The organism is Alphaproteobacteria bacterium, assembly GCA_016722515.1.
Lineage (GTDB): Bacteria > Pseudomonadota > Alphaproteobacteria > Rickettsiales > JADKJE01 > JADKJE01.
In genome coordinates, this window is sequence record JADKJE010000004.1 from 65,523 (window position 1) to 80,480 (window position 14,958).

A 14,958-nucleotide genomic window follows, 5' to 3' on the forward strand; every position below is an offset into this window, starting at 1 on the left:
GATGCAGTTCGAAGCATTCATGGGGGTGTCCACAGGGGACAACAACCAACCGAAAGGAATGCATATGAAAAACGAACCGCTACCTACCAACAACGAAGAATGGGGCTTTTGGGGAACCAGCGTCAGCAACGGCTACGATGCCGCAATGACCTGGGATACCGCCAGCCGCTTTTTTGCCAAAACCTTTAACCTTACGCCCGAAGAAACCCGCACGTTGCTCGATGCGCGTTTCGGTCGCCACCTTGCGGATGACTTGAGCTTCATCAACGGCGGCCCAGCAACGGCGGAGGCGGTTGCAAACCACCTCGAAAAACGCAACGCCGATAAAGGCTGGCGTAGGCATTTTGAAAAAGCCATCCGCGAAGAGACGGGCAAGCTGATTCCCTACACCACGCCGAAAAGCAAAGACGAGATACTTACCAACATCGCGCTTACGCATCTCAATTTTGAGACGCTCGAAGAACGCAAATCCGACAGCCTCGATTTTAAGGATGTCGGAGTGCTCAATGTCAAAGCCGCCCTCGAAGCTGCATACGCCGCAGGCAGAGCCAGCGCCAAACGGAAAGGAGCGTAACATGAGCAACTTTGTAACCGTCCGATTTGCCCGCAAGCCAAGCAGCCTGCAGGAAATGCAAGCCGAGATTAACAGCCACGGCTGCGAGGTCGCAAAATGCGAAATCGCCGAAACAGTCACGCTCACCACCGAGGAGTACGACACCTTTACGCGCCTGATTTACAAGGACTGGCCTTGGCTCGATGGTCGGGGTGGCGACCGTAACAGCATCCGCCAAGTGGTGGCAATCACCGCGCCGGAGCGCGAAACGCTTTACGCCAATCCCGAAGGCTACAGCTACGCACGCTATATCGGCACCAGCCTCAACGAAACCAACAACTGAAAGGAATCAAACCATGACATCTTTTACGCATAACAATCGGCAAACCTACCACAAACAAAGCTACAGCTGGGGCGAATTGCGCACCTTGCGCATGGGCAACGCCTATACCTGCATCATCCACCCAGAGCATTTGGCGGCGATTAACCGCAGCGAGGATTTCACCTGCGAGCAAGGCTTCCGGTGGAAGACCAGTATCGATAACGGCATCGTCACGCTGCAAAACAGAAGTAACGCATTTACCATCTCACTCGCTGAACTCAACGCATAAGGAGCATTGTATGACAACACCCAAATATCCCAACGTGCATGTGCAGTTGGTCGGTCAGGATGGCAATGCCTTTATGATTCTTGGTCTCTGCCAACGCGCTGCAAATAATGCGGGGCTTCCAAAATCCGAAATCGACGCTTTCATGCAGGTGGCAAAATCAGGCGATTACAATCACCTGCTGAATACCTGCATGGAGTGGTTCGATATCGATTAGGGGGCGCATATCATCGCATTCACTTTTTTAATTCGCTCACCCAGCCAGCGCATCGTGCCGGTGTGCATGCTGTTGCCCAACGCCTTGTAGCGCGGCCCATCGGCTGCGGATTTTCCACGATAGGGAATCAACGTATAATCATCGGGAAATCCCTGCAGCCGTTCACACTCACGCGGCGTTAACCGCCGCACCGCCATATCCGCCAACACAGCAGGTTGATTATCTCCCATCTCCGCACGTAGCGTTGAGCAGGTTTCCCGCAAATCGGTCGGCCCTGCGTTTCGTGCGATGCTTCCAGGCTCGAAGGCGATGTAGGTGGAACGGTCGCCACCAGCGGTGACGGTTTTAGATTGCTCGGTTTCGTTTACATACATGCCGCCGTTCGGGCGGTCTTTGCGTCTGCCATTGGCATCGCAGCAGGTAACGTTGTAAGCTCTGGCTTGCGGGACGTAGGTTTCAAGCTCCGGGTCATGCTTATTATAGCGCGACATCAATGTGCGGGCGATTAAATGGCCGCAATCCGCATCCTGCGCACCACGGCTTAAGCAGGTTCTGGCACCGAGTGCTCCTGCGACGGGGCGCATGTAGCCGCTGCTGGCGAGATCGACATCGGCTCCCCAGCCACCGCTTGAAGCGCGACTTTTAAATGTTCCGGCAACTTCTTCCCGCGTTTCTCGGCGCGGCGTAATATCCCGCTGCAGGCTTTCGCGCTCAAATAATACCGCTGCGGCAGGTCGCCAGTCCCCAAGATATCCGATAACGAACACACGCCTGCGCCGCTGTGGCACTCCGAAATACTGAGCGTCAAGAATGCGGTAGGCGAACCCATACCCGCATTCCGCCAACGCGCCGAGGAAGGTGCCAAATGTCCGTCCTCTGTCAATCGACAGCACACCGGGGACATTTTCCCAAACCACCCATCGTGGCTTTGCGCTTTGAGCAAGGTGAATAAATCCGAGTGCGAGGTTGCCTCTGTCGTCAGCAAATCCTTTGCGAAGTCCGGCGATACTGAAGGACTGGCAAGGTGTGCCTCCGACCAGAAGGTCAATTGCTCCATAGTCATTTTCCGTGAGTGTCGTGAAATCACCGAAGAGAGGCACATCAGGATAATGATGCGAAAGCACCGCGCGGGCGAAGGGTTCAATTTCGGAAAATCCTGCCGCCTCAAATCCGAGCGGATGCCACGCCACTGTTGCTGCCTCAATGCCGGAACATACCGACAGATAGCGAATGGGTTTGGCATCCATAGGGCATATACGAAGTCAACGGAATTAGTTGGTTAGCACATTGATTTATAATGCGATTAAGTGCTTATAAGCGTTGCTATCCTTCGCATTCGAAGCATTCATGCACTTGTCCGCATGGACATTAACCGCAAACGCAAAGGAGCATGTATGATTATCCAACTTACCGAAAACCAACGCGCCATCCTCGAAGAAGCATCCAACATAAAATGCAACGATGTGCGCGAACTGGCGGCACTTAAACGACTGGCACCGCCTATCCGCGAAAACATTATCAAGGGGATGCTAAAGCGTGGACTGCTCGAAATCCGCCATGACGATGATGGCGGCAAACCCACCCTGGTCAGCGACATGGGTTATGCCGCGATTGGTAAAGCCGCCGCCGAGGAGCAGCCCAAGCACAGCGAACCTGCACAAAAACAATCCAAACAGTCCATCATGATTGAACTCTTAAAGCGCGAGGAAGGTGCCACGCTTCAGCAACTGGTTGCCGCCACGGGTTGGCAAAAGCATTCGGTGCATGGCGCGATGGCGGGTGTGCTGAAAAAGAAGCTCGGCCTTGCCATCGCATCCGGCAAGAACCGTGACGGCGAACGTACATACAAAATCGCGTGAATTAGCCAGCGCGCTTGGAATGAAGGTCGGCGAATGTCCGGCCTTCTTCTTCGTGGGTGGCTTCCTTGCCTGTAAATTCCTGCCAGCGGCGAATGATGACATCACAATATTTGGGGTCGAGTTCAATCAGACAGGCCGAGCGGCCGGTCTTCTCGCAGGCGATGAGCGTCGAGCCGGAGCCACCGAAAGGGTCAAGCACGATATCGCGGCTCTTGCTGGAATTTTCCACTGCACGCTGCACTAGCTCCACTGGCTTCATGGTGGGGTGGAGGTCGTTCGATACCGGCTTATTAAAAAACCACACATCGCCCTGATTGCGCGCGCCGCACCAGAAATGCGCGGTGCCTTCCTTCCAGCCATAGAGGATCGGTTCGTATTGCCGCTGGTAATCCGCACGACCCATCGTGAACGTATTCTTCGCCCAGATGATGAAGGTTGACCAATGCCCACCTGCCTTGCGGAAGGCGCTTTGCAACGTGTCTAATTCCGATGACGACATGCAGATGTAAATTGCGCCCTTGCACACGGCGACGAAATTGGTGCATGCCTCCAGCAGGAACTCTTCAAACTCGGCGCCGAGATTGTCATTTTTTATCGTGCGTTTGTTCCCGCGCATTTTGTCTTTTGCGGTGGCACCATAATTCACATTGTAGGGCGGATCGGTAAATACCATATCGGCGAGGCTGCCGCCTAGTACGCGTTCTACCACATCGAGCTTGGTGGAATCACCGCAGAGCAAACGATGCGAACCGAGCAGCCACAGATCTCCGGGCTGACTGATGGCGGTTGCCTCCACCTCCGGCACGGCGTCGTCTTCGGTGTTGCCTTCCTCCGTCATGGGCGCGAGCAGCTTATCCAGTTCGTCTTCGCTGAAGCCCATGATGTCGAGGTTGTAATTTTCTTCCTGCAGTTCGGTCAGTTCCAGCCGCAGCATATCTTCATCCCATCCCGCATTCATGGCGATGCGGTTATCGGCAATGACCAGCGCACGTTTTTGCGTTTCGCTCAAATGCGAAATGGCGATCACCGGCACATCTTTCATGCCAAGCCGTTGGGCGGCGATCAACCTGCCATGCCCAGCGATGATGCCATGCTCCTTATCGACGAGGATTGGATTAATGAATCCAAACTCCGCGATGGAGGCCATGATCTGTGCGATCTGTTCTTCCGAATGGGTGCGCGCATTGCGGGCATACGGAATCAATCGCTCGGTAGCGATGGTGTGGATGGTAAGATCGGTCATGGTGTTCTCAGGTGCGAACCGAGGCGCGAACTGCGAACCCGGATTTTATGCCTATCGCTAAAAAAGTGGCGCGGCTTTGCCCCCCGCATACGTTCTATGCACGGGGAGGACCCGTGGCTTGCCGATGCGACGTGGGATAGCGGGAGATGGGCGGAAAGCCGCGCCGAGCGGCAGGGAGTGAACAATAAAAAACCCGCTCGGTGAGCAGGTTGTGTAGAAACAATTCTTGGATGATGTAAAAATGTATAGCATCTAGGTGCACCTACTGTCAACGACAAGGTTCGCAGGATTAATTTATTACCCTCATCTACACATTGAATTAAAACTTAACAGCGTGTATGCTATCCTCATGAGAATCTTCATCAGCATGTTTATGGTTCTGGCACTCGTTATGGCAACGAGCTTTCCAACCGCGTCTCATGCAATGATGCCTCATGATTCTGCGAAGGTAGAGAAAGCCGAAGCATCCTCAGAACATGGTGATTGCCACAAACAGGCTAAGGCCGAGCAATCCGATAAAACAGCACAGAACGATAAAGAATCTGGAAAATGCTGTGATAAAGGTATGTGCAAGTGCATCGGAAGCACCTGTCATAGCGGCCTGTCAAAGATTTTTGGCAACGGCAGTGAATCACTCTTTCGTTTAACTGCCAGCAAAAGCAGCTTCGGCTTCACCAATGATGTGGTGGAATCCGCGCTTTCCAATCGCTTAAAACGCCCTCCCAAAGCTTGAGTCCTATTGTCTGTATGACGCCCAAGCGCTTTCGCGCGTGGCGACTATTTTCAATGCAAATCAAGGATTAGTTATGCGAACACATCATCCCCTGATGATGGCGTTGCTGATGGTAGGGTTTCTAGCCACTCCTGCACACGCCAAAACATCAGAATACACGCTTACGATTGAGCGGTTGCCTGTAAACATTACTGGCAAACCAATCGAGAAAATCACCGTGAATGGGAGCATCCCAGCCCCCACGCTTCGCTTCACCGAAGGCGATGAAGCGGTGATCCACGTCACCAATAAAATGGATGAACCAACCTCTATCCATTGGCACGGCCTGCTACTGCCCGACGCAATGGACGGTGTAACAGGGTTTGGAGGCTATAAGGCGATAGAGCCAGGGACGACCTTCACCTACCGTTTCCCCGTAAGGCAAACTGGCACTTACTGGTATCACTCGCATACCAGCGGTCAGGAACAGGACGGGTTATATGGCTCGATTATCACTTCGCCTAAAGGCAAAGACCCGATTGCGGCGGATCGCGATTATGTCGTGGTGCTTTCCGATTTCTCCGAAGAACATTCCAGCGACATCATGGCGAATCTCAAAAAGTCGTCGGATTATTACGCCAATGCGCGGCTCACGGTTGGTGATTTCTTCGCGGATATAAAGGAGCGTGGGTGGGACAAGGCGTTCAAAGATGCCAAAGACTGGGGCGATATGCGGATGATGCGTACCGATCTGGCTGATGTCACAGGCTACACGTTCCTCACCAATGGCAAATCGCCAAAACAAAACTGGACGGGGCTTTTCAAGCCAGGTGAGAAAGTGCGTCTGCGCTTTATCAATGCCTCGGCCATGTCATTCTTCGATGTGCGGATTCCTGGGTTAAAGATGAGCGTGGTGCAAGCTGATGGTCAGGGCATCGAGCCTGTTACAGTGGATGAATTCCGTTTCGCGCCTGCAGAAACCTACGATGTGATTGTCACGCCGAAGGACGATAAAGCCTACACCATCGCTGCCGAGCCGATTGACCGCACGGGCTTCGCCATTGGCACGCTTGCCACTCGCGAAGGCATGAAGGGAGAAATCCCGCCAGCCCGTCCCCGCGCATTGCTCTCTATGGCCGATATGAACATGGAGATGATGATGAAGGACGACCCCGATATGGAAATGACACCCGCCGATATGATTAGCGGCTGGGCGAAAACGGGAATGCCTGAAGGCCAGAAAGCACTTTCATACGCTGACTTGCGCTACGCGGGTGTGCAGAAAGACCAACGCCAGCCGCAGCGCACCATCGACGTGCGTTTGGGCGGTAATATGGAACGCTACATCTGGACGATTAACGAAAAGAAATTCTCGGAGGCCGAACCCATCCGCCTGAAATATGGCGAGCGTGTACGCCTCAACTTCACCAACGAAACCATGATGGCGCACCCGATGCACCTGCATGGCATGTTTGTGCAGTTGGAGAACGGCCAGCCTGCGGCAAAGCTACCCAACAAGCATACGGTGATTGTGCCACCAGGTGGGTCATACTCTGTGCTGGTGACAGCGGATGAAATCGGCGAATGGGCGTTCCACTGCCATCTGCTCTATCACATGGCCAGCGGCATGATGCGTCAGGTCGTCGTCGCCAAGCTCGATGCGGCGGATGTGCCTGCTACAGAAACCAAAGCCAATGGAGGCCACCATGCACAATAAGCGTTTACTTATGGCACTCAGCCTCACTACTGCACTCGCACAGCCTGCATTCGCGGCGGATCATTCTGCCCACGCAGATATGGCTGCAGAGCATGGCGGCGGGATCTTCCACATGTTCCGTTTGGAAACCGATGCTGGGAGCAATACCGATGGAACGCCGCTTCAAAGCTGGGATTTGGATGGGTGGATCGGTACGGATGAAAACAAGCTCTGGATAAAATCAGAGGGTGAGCGTGCCGATAGCAAGCTGGAAAGTGCTGAGTTTTTGGCACTCTATAGCCGCAACATCTCGACATTCTGGGATGCACAGGCAGGGATTCGCTACGATACCAAGCCCGAATCTACTGCATACCTGACACTTGGGATTAACGGGCTTGCCCAGCAATGGTTTGAAACTGAAGCACATCTTTTCGTCAGTGAACATGGCGATGTCACAGCGCGGCTGCGGCAGGAAAACGACCTTCTTCTGACACAAAAGCTGATTTTGCAGCCTTATGTTGAAGTCAATCTCTCAGCACAAGATGTCCACGAACAGGACATTGGTGCGGGCGTGACAGACGGGCAGATAGGCTTGCAAACGCGCTACGAATTCACCCGAAAATTCGCACCGTATGTGGATGTCCACTATGGCCGAAAATTCGGTGAAACCTCCTCCATTGCCAAAAGTAACGGGGAAAATAACGACGAGCTAGTTGGCTCTTTCGGCCTGCGACTGATGTTTTAATCAACTAACTATAAAGGAAAATCTTATGAAAAAGCTACTACTCACTACCGCGCTAATGCTGGCAACAACACCTGCATTCGCGGCTGAATTCACCATCAAGGAAGTCACAGACTATGATGCGAAGAAACAAAACTTCTTCTCACCTGATAAACTGACTATCCAGCCTGGTGATACTGTCACGTTTGAAAACGCGCAGGATGAAGCACATCAGGTGATGTTTGTGAGCGTTCCCAAGGGCGTGGATGAAATGATTATGTCACCGATGCAGGAAAAGAAAGGCGACAAGTTCACCTACACTTTCACCGTGCCAGGAACCTATAAATATCACTGCCACCCGCATGAAGCACTCGGCATGGATGGGGTGCTGATTGTGGGTGCGCCTTCAAAGGCAGGTGAAACCAAAAATGTGGATCACCACAAGCTGACGAAGAAGTTGGAAAGTGGCGAAGCAGCACCTGCAGGCGGTGGCGTTGTCGCTACTGGAAAAGTAGTGAGTGCTGACGAAGCAAAACATACCATCAAAATCAAGCATGATCCGATTAAATCGTTGGGTTGGCCAGTGATGACGATGACATTCACTGCGGATAGTGGCGTTGACTTGTCCAACGTCAAAGAAGGTGATGCCGTTTCCTTTACGCTGAAGCCAGCGGGCAAGGATGACTACACGATTTCAACTATCAAAAAGAACTAACCACCAACCAAAGGAGATTTGTTATGTTTAAGAAACTATTGCCTATCATTCTGCTCGTTTTTGTAACTGCCTGTGCCAACACGAAGGGTGGTTCAATGTCTGGTATGGACATGAAAATGCCATGCTGTGAAAAATGTGAGTGTTGCAAGGACGGAAAATGCGGTGAGTGCTGCAAATCTGGCGAATGCAAATGCTGTAAAGACGGCATGTGCAAAATGTGTATGGGTAAAATGGAAGGCATGTCTTCCATGAAAGAAGGTGAGCAATGCGAAATCTGCGCTAAATCTGAAAAAGAATCGATGCAAAAGAAGCATGAAGGAATGAAGCATTAAAGGTAGTAGGCAGGGCTGTTTACAGCCCTGCCTACTTACTAATATCAGAAGGTATATGAATTCTTTGTTTTTCTAAATGACTCCACCAACTCATCGAGTGCCTCACGCAGGCGGATCATCCCGTAACCTTTGCGCCACCGTCTGGCAGCCTCGTACTCGTTGAGGCATTCCCCGTAGCAACAGATCTGCCGCACCATGCTGCGTGATTCATTATTGAGCGGCCTGAGCAGACGGTCGTGCAGATGCACGGCCTCGATCTGTATCTCCAGCGGGTATGCGCCGGGGTTGATGCCTTTATCGAACACCATTGGCACCAGCTCACGCGACAGGCGCGGGTGCGTCTTCTCATGGTTGCAGGCAATGCGGTCGGCAGCACGGTATTGCGCGTCGTTGATGCCGCGCCGGTCAGCCTCGCGCACGCCGTTCTCCTCATCAATCTTGTAGAGGCGGTGGTATTTATCGATGGGGCGTTTATCACGCACCCGCGTGGCCGTGGTCTTGCGGTCGAGATACACCGTCTCCAGCTTCACCTTTGCCTGAAACTCCGGCGTGCCGCGATCCGCCTCCAGTTGGATGGCGTGCGTGCGTTGGCGTGGTTTGCGTTGCTTTTTTCCCATCACCGAAGCCCCATTGCATAGACTTCTTTGGCAAAATACTTCCAGCTGCGCGGCGGCTCGCTATGCGTCTGCAGGTTACGCATCAGCAGTTCGGCAATGACGGGCAGGATGTGCTGGAAGGGATCAATGCCGCTATCAATCCATTGGCGGATGATTTCGTAGTCGCCGGGCGGCTGAAGTTTGTGCTGCGTGAATATTTCTACGAGCTTGGCACTGAATGCCCCAGCGTCCTGTTCGTTGAATGGATGGCGAAGTTGTCCACAGTTTCTGCCGAGCCTATCTGATCTATTATTCTTAAATTTAGATATAGATATAGATAGCAGGTGAGAAGTGATGTGGTTCGCATCCACCCCCGCATCTGCGAACAACGATGGTTCGTATGCGCTTTGCATATGCGGCAGCGATGCATCCGCATTTGCTATCTGATTGTTTTTATTGGATTCACCCTGCCATCTGGCATTGGCATTTTGCCGTTTGCTATCGCGCTTTGCTTCGGCCTTTTGGTATTCATGGATTAAACGCTTCTGAGTGAGTAAGTGTGGGGGGTGTTTTTGCAAAAATGCCCCCAGGGTTTCGCGTATCTTCTTCCACTTATTCACATGCAAACCAAGCAGTCGGGATAATTCTTTGTCGTCATCGCGTAAGTATCCACCACGCATCCACATGAAGCAGAGCAGCCGCATATACGCGCCTTGCTCTTCCAGCGACAAATGCTGCGTGTCAGCCAGATACGCTTCGGTAAAAAACGGCATGTAAAAATGCTTGGTCATGGCACCTCCACTTCGGGAAGCGAGATGAGCAGTTCAATGATCGCGCCGATCACCGACGCAGACGATCCATCTGCCTTGCGCGGCAGGGAATCATACAGCGTGTGCGGTGAGGTAAAACGCTGCAGCAGGTGTGAGATCAGTACGCACGCATCCTGGGTAATATGGTAGAGGGCGCTGTCAGGTCGCGGCCCGTTCAGCCAGACCTCGCCGATCCGCCCGTTTGTGTAAAAGCCGATGGTCAGTTGATAGCGCACGCCATCGAACACCAGCTCCATGCTCTGGTTTTTCCTGCGGGGGGAGAGTGGCTGGCGCTCGTCGTTCATGCTGCATCCGCTTTTTCTTTCGCTGGCAGGAAACGTTTGCGGAGCGCGAACCGTGGATCGAGCAATGCCTGCACATCGGGGGGAACATTTTCGAGATCGTAATAATCATCGGGGCGGACGGCACCCATCGTGATGAAGTAAATGCGCACCACCACGTCTGGGTCTAGAATGCGTCCATGCTTGATGTGCCGATTAATGGTCGAGACAGAGCAGCCGACCATCGATGCGAGTTCGGATTGCTTCATTCCCACTAATTTGAGCCAATGGTGCAATTTCATGACCACTAATTCGCACTAAATGCAATTTTCTGTCAATGGGATTTTTCCGCTAAGGACTTGACAGGATTTTGCCGTTACGGTAAAAAGCGGGACTATGACCACAAACAACATCGCATACCTACGCAGGCGGCGGAATCTCACGCAAAAGCGGCTGGCCGATATGATCGGCATTCCGGCCTCCACCCTGAATCGCATTGAGACGGGCGAAACTGAGGGCTTTGAGAAGTATCGCGCATTGCTTGCCAAGGCGCTCAGCTGCGCCCCGGAAGCGCTGGACGCGCCTGAGCTTGACCTGCCCAGCACACCCATCACCGGCTTTATTAAATACAAGACCTTCATCAAGGAAATCGCTGAAAAACAGCGCGAGACCGTGGATGCCATCCCCGGACTGCCAGAGACGGCAGAGGTGCTTAAAATCAAGACTTCCGATCTCGTGCCGTATCATGGGGCGAACGACCTTCTGTATTTCGACGGCGCACCTCAGCGAAACGAGCGACTCTTCCTAGACCGCGAATGCGTCCTGACGCTCGACACCAAGAAGCGTGGTGAGCGTTTGCTGGCTTGGGTTTCCAAGGGCGGCAAGGAAGGTCGTTACATCCTGCATCCGCAAGGCGGAACGCTGATGATGGATGTCAAAATTCTTGCAGCGCACCCCATCCTGCACATCAAACGCGCTTAATCCTGATTCTTTGCCGAAGCGGCAATAAACCACTGTTATTTCAGTGAAATATTTTCTTTGATTGCAATTTTTCTATAGACAAATAATTGCGCTATCTGCTACCGAATCCTACCCATAGGCAACTTTATGGGAGGTAAAACACCGATGGCTATAAAAGAAAAATTGCAAAAATGGCTTACGCGGCTGACATGGCGACAAGCCTTCCACTTCATCATCGCCAGCTTCTTCATGCTGTTATTTGCAGCTTTCTTTGACTGGCTGATTATCAATTGGATCAGCGGGTGCTGCGAAGGCGGCGTATGTATTCCTGAGTGGCTGTACCCCAGTTGCAAAGCGGATGGAGGCAGCCATGATTGATGAAAATGACATCAACCAGTACGCTGCGCGCCAGCTACTCATGCTTCGCCAGACCACTGGCATCAGCCAGAAGCGGCTGGGCGAGGAAGTCGAGCTATCGCCGCAACAGGTTCAGAAATACGAACGCGGCCATAATCGTCTGTCGGTCGGCAAGGCCATGCAGTTTGCCGAGGCGTTCGATGTGTCGATCCTTGTTTTTTACCCGCCGCGCGGTGATTGCCAATCCACCGAACCCTTGCCGCCACCCACCATGCGGATCATCCGTCTGCTCACGCGCATTCCTGCAGAATGTTACGATGACGTGTATCAGGTAGTTAAAGCCATCGCCAATATCACCACCCGCGACGATGTGGAGGAATGAGCATGGCAACCATCGACCTCGATAATCTTCAAGCCACTGACATCACGCCCACGCTCAACGCATTGCACCGTTTTTTCATGGCGCATGGCATCACGGTGGTGACGGACAATCTCTTCCTGAAGCCGGAGCATCTGGCGCAGCGGTGGGAGCTATCGATCAGCTGCCTCAACAACTGGCGTTTCACTGGTGGCGGGCCGATCTACATTAAAACCGGCCCCGGCCCGAAAGCGAATGTGCGTTATCCCATCCTCGGTGCGGGCGGTGTGCTGGAGTTTGAGCAGCAGCGGTGTTTCCGCTCCACCACCGAGGAATCGCAACGGTTGGCGGCATCCAGCGAAAGCGGCAGGAGTCAAGCGGTTTAGATGGCTGGAATAGCTCATAAATACGTTGATGTTCAACCCCTTAAGAGCGGTAGTGACCCTGTCATAACCACTGAAAGGAGCGAACCATGACAGCAAAACTTACCAAAAAAGCCATCGACGCATTTGAGGCAACCGGCAAACTGGAATATCTGTGGGATATGGAGGTGAAGGGATTCGGGGTGGTTATCACACCCGCTGGCAGCAAATCCTTCATTCTCAATTACCGCAACCAGGACAACCGCTCACGGCGAAAAACCATCGGCAAGTATGGTCATCTGACCGTTGAACAGGCGCGGGATTTTGCCCGCGAATTGACCTACCGCATCGTCAAAGGTGAAGACCCGGTGCAACAGGACGAGATGCAGCGCAGCCAGCCCACATTCGCTGAGGTAGCACAGCGTTTTCTCGATGACCATAGCTCCATACGCAGCCGTCCTGCGACGCACGCCAGTAATATACAAATTCTAGCGCACATGGTTCTGCCGCATTTTGGCAAGATGAAAATCCGCTCCATCGAGCGCAAGGATATTTACGATTACCTCGCCAAAAACCGACATCGCCCCATCGGTGCCAACCGCTCACTCGCCGCGATGTCCTCCATCATGAGCAAGGCAGAGCTATGGGGCTACCGCGACCGCAACAGCAATCCGTGCTTCGGTGTAGAACGCTTCCCTGAAAATCGCCGCGAGAGGTTCCTGAACGAACAGGAATTTGCCGCACTTGAGTCGGCGATGCAACGTGCCGAGCGCAATTTAACGGAAAGCCCGCATGTGCTGGCCATGTTCCGCATCATGATGCACACGGGCTGCCGCCCTGGCGAAGCGCGCCACCTGAAATGGGATTATGTCGATTTGGCTAACCGCGTCATCCGTCTGCCCAAAGAAGCCACCAAGGAAAAACGCCCGAAGACGCTCTTCATCACGCCCTATATCGAGGGAGTGCTGAAAAATATCCGCCGCATGGAGGGTAATCCCTATGTGGTGGTGAGCGAACGCAATGACGGCAAGCCGATTATGGATGTAAAAAAACCGTGGGATCGCATCAAAAAGGCAGCGGGCATCACCACGGAATTACATCTGCATGATTTGCGGCACAGCCATGCCAGCATGGCCAACGCGCTGGGCTACTCACTGCCGATGATAGGTGCGTTGCTCGGCCACACGCAGGCGCAAACAACACTGCGTTACGCCCATCTGGCAACCGACCACCTGCGCAAAGCGGCAGAGGATATCAGCAACCGCATCGCCAACGTTGCCCAAACCACCAGCCCCATGCCACCGCACGACAAACCACGAGCAAATTTGCGGATGGTGAAGTGAGTGGCATAAACTATTTGGTTCTTGCTGACTTTTTAACAGACAGATGGTAATCTTCGCGCATGGCTAAAAGTAAATACACATTCCACGAGGATTTCAGCGGATCGGGCATGGCTCGGCTCGGCTTGGGCGATGCGTGGCAATGCGTTCGCGGCTGCGACATTGATGTTAAGAAATGCCGCGCATACCGGGAAAACTTCGGTGACGATCATCTGTATGAAGGCGATATCGCCAATGTGAATGTACTTGGTGCAAAGCCTGCGCGCCTTGCTTGGGCAAGTTTTCCTTGTCAGGATACGTCGCTGGCAGGCGGATATGCCGGACTTGCTGGTGAGCGCAGTGGCATGTTTTGGGCATGGATGCGTATAGTCGAAGGCATGGCCAATGCTGGAAAACCGTTCGATATCGTATGCGTGGAAAATGTGCGTGGGTTGCTAACCTCCAATGCAGGCACCGATTTCGCAGCTATTTGTGAGGCGCTGGCAAAAGCTGGTTATTGGATCGGATCGGCAGTGATCGATGCTTCAGATTTCTTGCCACAGAGCCGTGAGCGTCTTTTTGTGGTCGGTATCCGGCTTGATAAGCGTCATCTCGGTACCATCGTTTCAAAATCCCCAAATCCTTACTGGCATCCAGAATCTATGCTGCGTGCCTATGAACATCTCACTAAGCGCGCGCGGGACAAATGGTTCTGGCTCGAAATGCCAAAGCCTTCCGCAAAACGACTGACGCTTGAAGATATCATCACCGATCAGGCTGAGGGCGTAGAGTGGCATACCGCCGAGCAGACCAACCGGCTGATTAGCATGATGTCAGAAGAAAACCGTCGCAAACTCCGCGAACAACAGGCCACTGGCAAACGATCCATCGGCACGTTGTACAAACGCGTTCGCAACGGTGAACAACGCGCGGAGGTGCGGTTCGATGGCATCGCCGGATGTCTGCGTACTGCCACTGGCGGCAGCAGCCGCCAAACCGTCATGATCGTGGAAGGTCAGGAAGTTCGCTCACGGTTGCTTGCGCCGCGTGAGGCCGCACGCCTCATGGGACTGCCGGATCACTATAAATTGCCGCAAAAATATAATGATGCGTACCAGCTCTGCGGCGATGGTGTAGCAGTACCGGTCGTGCGTTTCCTCGCAAAGACAGTATTTGAGCCGGTATTGGCGCGGATTGACGCATCGGAAGCCAAGAATTCCTCAGTTTTAGCAACTGCATAATCCGTTGTAGCGGACTGAA

The 14,958-nt window shown here is 53.1% G+C and carries 22 protein-coding genes; 16 read left to right on the plus strand and 6 right to left on the minus strand.

All coding sequences use genetic code 11. The features are described from left to right. Positions 1-379 precede the first annotated feature (379 nt). From IPP74_10945 to IPP74_10960, 4 genes are read left to right on the plus strand one after another with little or no spacing between them, the layout of a single operon-like run. A complete protein-coding gene (locus tag IPP74_10945; protein MBL0319787.1) occupies positions 380-574 on the plus strand; it encodes a hypothetical protein in 195 nt (64 codons plus the stop codon). 1 nt (position 575) lies between these two features. After that, the gene (locus tag IPP74_10950; protein MBL0319788.1) at positions 576-896 is read left to right on the plus strand and encodes a hypothetical protein; all 321 of its coding nucleotides are present in this window, start codon (positions 576-578) and stop codon (positions 894-896) included. A 13-nt stretch (positions 897-909) separates the two neighbouring features. Further along, positions 910-1,164, plus strand: a complete 255-nt coding sequence (locus IPP74_10955) for a hypothetical protein (GenBank protein ID MBL0319789.1) — start codon at positions 910-912, stop codon at positions 1,162-1,164. 10 nt (positions 1,165-1,174) lie between these two features. Continuing rightward, entirely contained in the window at positions 1,175-1,378 is a 204-nt protein-coding gene (locus IPP74_10960; protein MBL0319790.1) for a hypothetical protein, read from the plus strand. Here IPP74_10960 and dcm read toward each other — a convergent pair. Then, a complete protein-coding gene (dcm, locus tag IPP74_10965) occupies positions 1,375-2,625 on the minus strand; it encodes a DNA (cytosine-5-)-methyltransferase (GenBank protein ID MBL0319791.1) in 1,251 nt (416 codons plus the stop codon). The genes IPP74_10960 and dcm overlap by 4 nt on opposite strands. 147 nt (positions 2,626-2,772) lie before the next feature. Between dcm and IPP74_10970 the strand changes: the two genes are divergently transcribed. After that, complete coding sequence (locus IPP74_10970; GenBank protein MBL0319792.1) at positions 2,773-3,237, plus strand: DUF3489 domain-containing protein; 465 nt, start codon at positions 2,773-2,775, stop codon at positions 3,235-3,237. A gap of 1 nt (position 3,238) precedes the next feature. Here IPP74_10970 and IPP74_10975 read toward each other — a convergent pair whose 3' ends face one another. Then, positions 3,239-4,480, minus strand: a complete 1,242-nt coding sequence (locus tag IPP74_10975; GenBank protein ID MBL0319793.1) for a site-specific DNA-methyltransferase — start codon at positions 4,478-4,480, stop codon at positions 3,239-3,241. A gap of 391 nt (positions 4,481-4,871) precedes the next feature. Between IPP74_10975 and IPP74_10980 the strand changes: the two genes are divergently transcribed. The 5 genes from IPP74_10980 (at position 4,872) to IPP74_11000 (ending at position 8,656) form a co-directional block, all read left to right on the plus strand. Next, the gene (locus IPP74_10980) at positions 4,872-5,213 is read left to right on the plus strand and encodes a hypothetical protein (protein MBL0319794.1); all 342 of its coding nucleotides are present in this window, start codon (positions 4,872-4,874) and stop codon (positions 5,211-5,213) included. A gap of 94 nt (positions 5,214-5,307) precedes the next feature. Continuing rightward, complete coding sequence (locus IPP74_10985; GenBank protein ID MBL0319795.1) at positions 5,308-6,909, plus strand: copper resistance system multicopper oxidase; 1,602 nt, start codon at positions 5,308-5,310, stop codon at positions 6,907-6,909. Continuing rightward, the gene (locus IPP74_10990) at positions 6,899-7,633 is read left to right on the plus strand and encodes a copper resistance protein B (protein MBL0319796.1); all 735 of its coding nucleotides are present in this window, start codon (positions 6,899-6,901) and stop codon (positions 7,631-7,633) included. The genes IPP74_10985 and IPP74_10990 overlap by 11 nt, the downstream gene beginning before the upstream one ends. A gap of 25 nt (positions 7,634-7,658) precedes the next feature. Continuing rightward, positions 7,659-8,324 carry a copper-binding protein gene (locus IPP74_10995; protein ID MBL0319797.1) on the plus strand — a complete coding sequence of 222 codons (666 nt, stop codon included), beginning with the start codon at positions 7,659-7,661 and terminating at the stop codon, positions 8,322-8,324. Positions 8,325-8,347: 23 nt separating this feature from the next. After that, positions 8,348-8,656: a hypothetical protein gene (locus IPP74_11000; GenBank protein ID MBL0319798.1), complete on the plus strand. Its 309-nt coding sequence runs from the start codon at positions 8,348-8,350 to the stop codon at positions 8,654-8,656. Between the two features lie 44 nt (positions 8,657-8,700). Here IPP74_11000 and IPP74_11005 read toward each other — a convergent pair whose 3' ends face one another. The 4 genes from IPP74_11005 to IPP74_11020 are packed head-to-tail and all read right to left on the minus strand — an operon-like array spanning position 8,701 to position 10,644. Continuing rightward, positions 8,701-9,273, minus strand: coding sequence for a hypothetical protein (locus IPP74_11005; GenBank protein ID MBL0319799.1), 573 nt, complete (start codon positions 9,271-9,273; stop codon positions 8,701-8,703). Beyond that, entirely contained in the window at positions 9,273-10,043 is a 771-nt protein-coding gene (locus IPP74_11010) for a YdaU family protein (protein ID MBL0319800.1), read from the minus strand. The genes IPP74_11005 and IPP74_11010 overlap by 1 nt, the downstream gene beginning before the upstream one ends. Further along, positions 10,040-10,366, minus strand: a complete 327-nt coding sequence (locus IPP74_11015) for a ribonucleotide reductase (GenBank protein MBL0319801.1) — start codon at positions 10,364-10,366, stop codon at positions 10,040-10,042. The genes IPP74_11010 and IPP74_11015 overlap by 4 nt, the downstream gene beginning before the upstream one ends. Beyond that, complete coding sequence (locus IPP74_11020) at positions 10,363-10,644, minus strand: helix-turn-helix transcriptional regulator (protein ID MBL0319802.1); 282 nt, start codon at positions 10,642-10,644, stop codon at positions 10,363-10,365. Before IPP74_11020 ends, IPP74_11015 begins: the two co-directional genes overlap by 4 nt. A gap of 94 nt (positions 10,645-10,738) precedes the next feature. Between IPP74_11020 and IPP74_11025 the strand changes: the two genes are divergently transcribed. The 6 genes from IPP74_11025 to IPP74_11050 all read left to right on the plus strand — a co-directional run bounded on the left by IPP74_11025 (position 10,739) and on the right by IPP74_11050 (position 14,939). Continuing rightward, positions 10,739-11,323 carry a helix-turn-helix transcriptional regulator gene (locus tag IPP74_11025; GenBank protein ID MBL0319803.1) on the plus strand — a complete coding sequence of 195 codons (585 nt, stop codon included), beginning with the start codon at positions 10,739-10,741 and terminating at the stop codon, positions 11,321-11,323. Between the two features lie 126 nt (positions 11,324-11,449). After that, positions 11,450-11,680, plus strand: coding sequence for a hypothetical protein (locus tag IPP74_11030; protein ID MBL0319804.1), 231 nt, complete (start codon positions 11,450-11,452; stop codon positions 11,678-11,680). Then, positions 11,673-12,041, plus strand: coding sequence for a helix-turn-helix domain-containing protein (locus IPP74_11035; GenBank protein MBL0319805.1), 369 nt, complete (start codon positions 11,673-11,675; stop codon positions 12,039-12,041). The genes IPP74_11030 and IPP74_11035 overlap by 8 nt, the downstream gene beginning before the upstream one ends. Positions 12,042-12,043: 2 nt before the next feature. Next, positions 12,044-12,403: a hypothetical protein gene (locus IPP74_11040; protein ID MBL0319806.1), complete on the plus strand. Its 360-nt coding sequence runs from the start codon at positions 12,044-12,046 to the stop codon at positions 12,401-12,403. An 86-nt stretch (positions 12,404-12,489) separates the two neighbouring features. After that, complete coding sequence (locus IPP74_11045) at positions 12,490-13,722, plus strand: tyrosine-type recombinase/integrase (GenBank protein ID MBL0319807.1); 1,233 nt, start codon at positions 12,490-12,492, stop codon at positions 13,720-13,722. A gap of 59 nt (positions 13,723-13,781) precedes the next feature. Further along, positions 13,782-14,939, plus strand: coding sequence for a DNA cytosine methyltransferase (locus IPP74_11050; protein MBL0319808.1), 1,158 nt, complete (start codon positions 13,782-13,784; stop codon positions 14,937-14,939). Positions 14,940-14,958 lie beyond the last annotated feature (19 nt).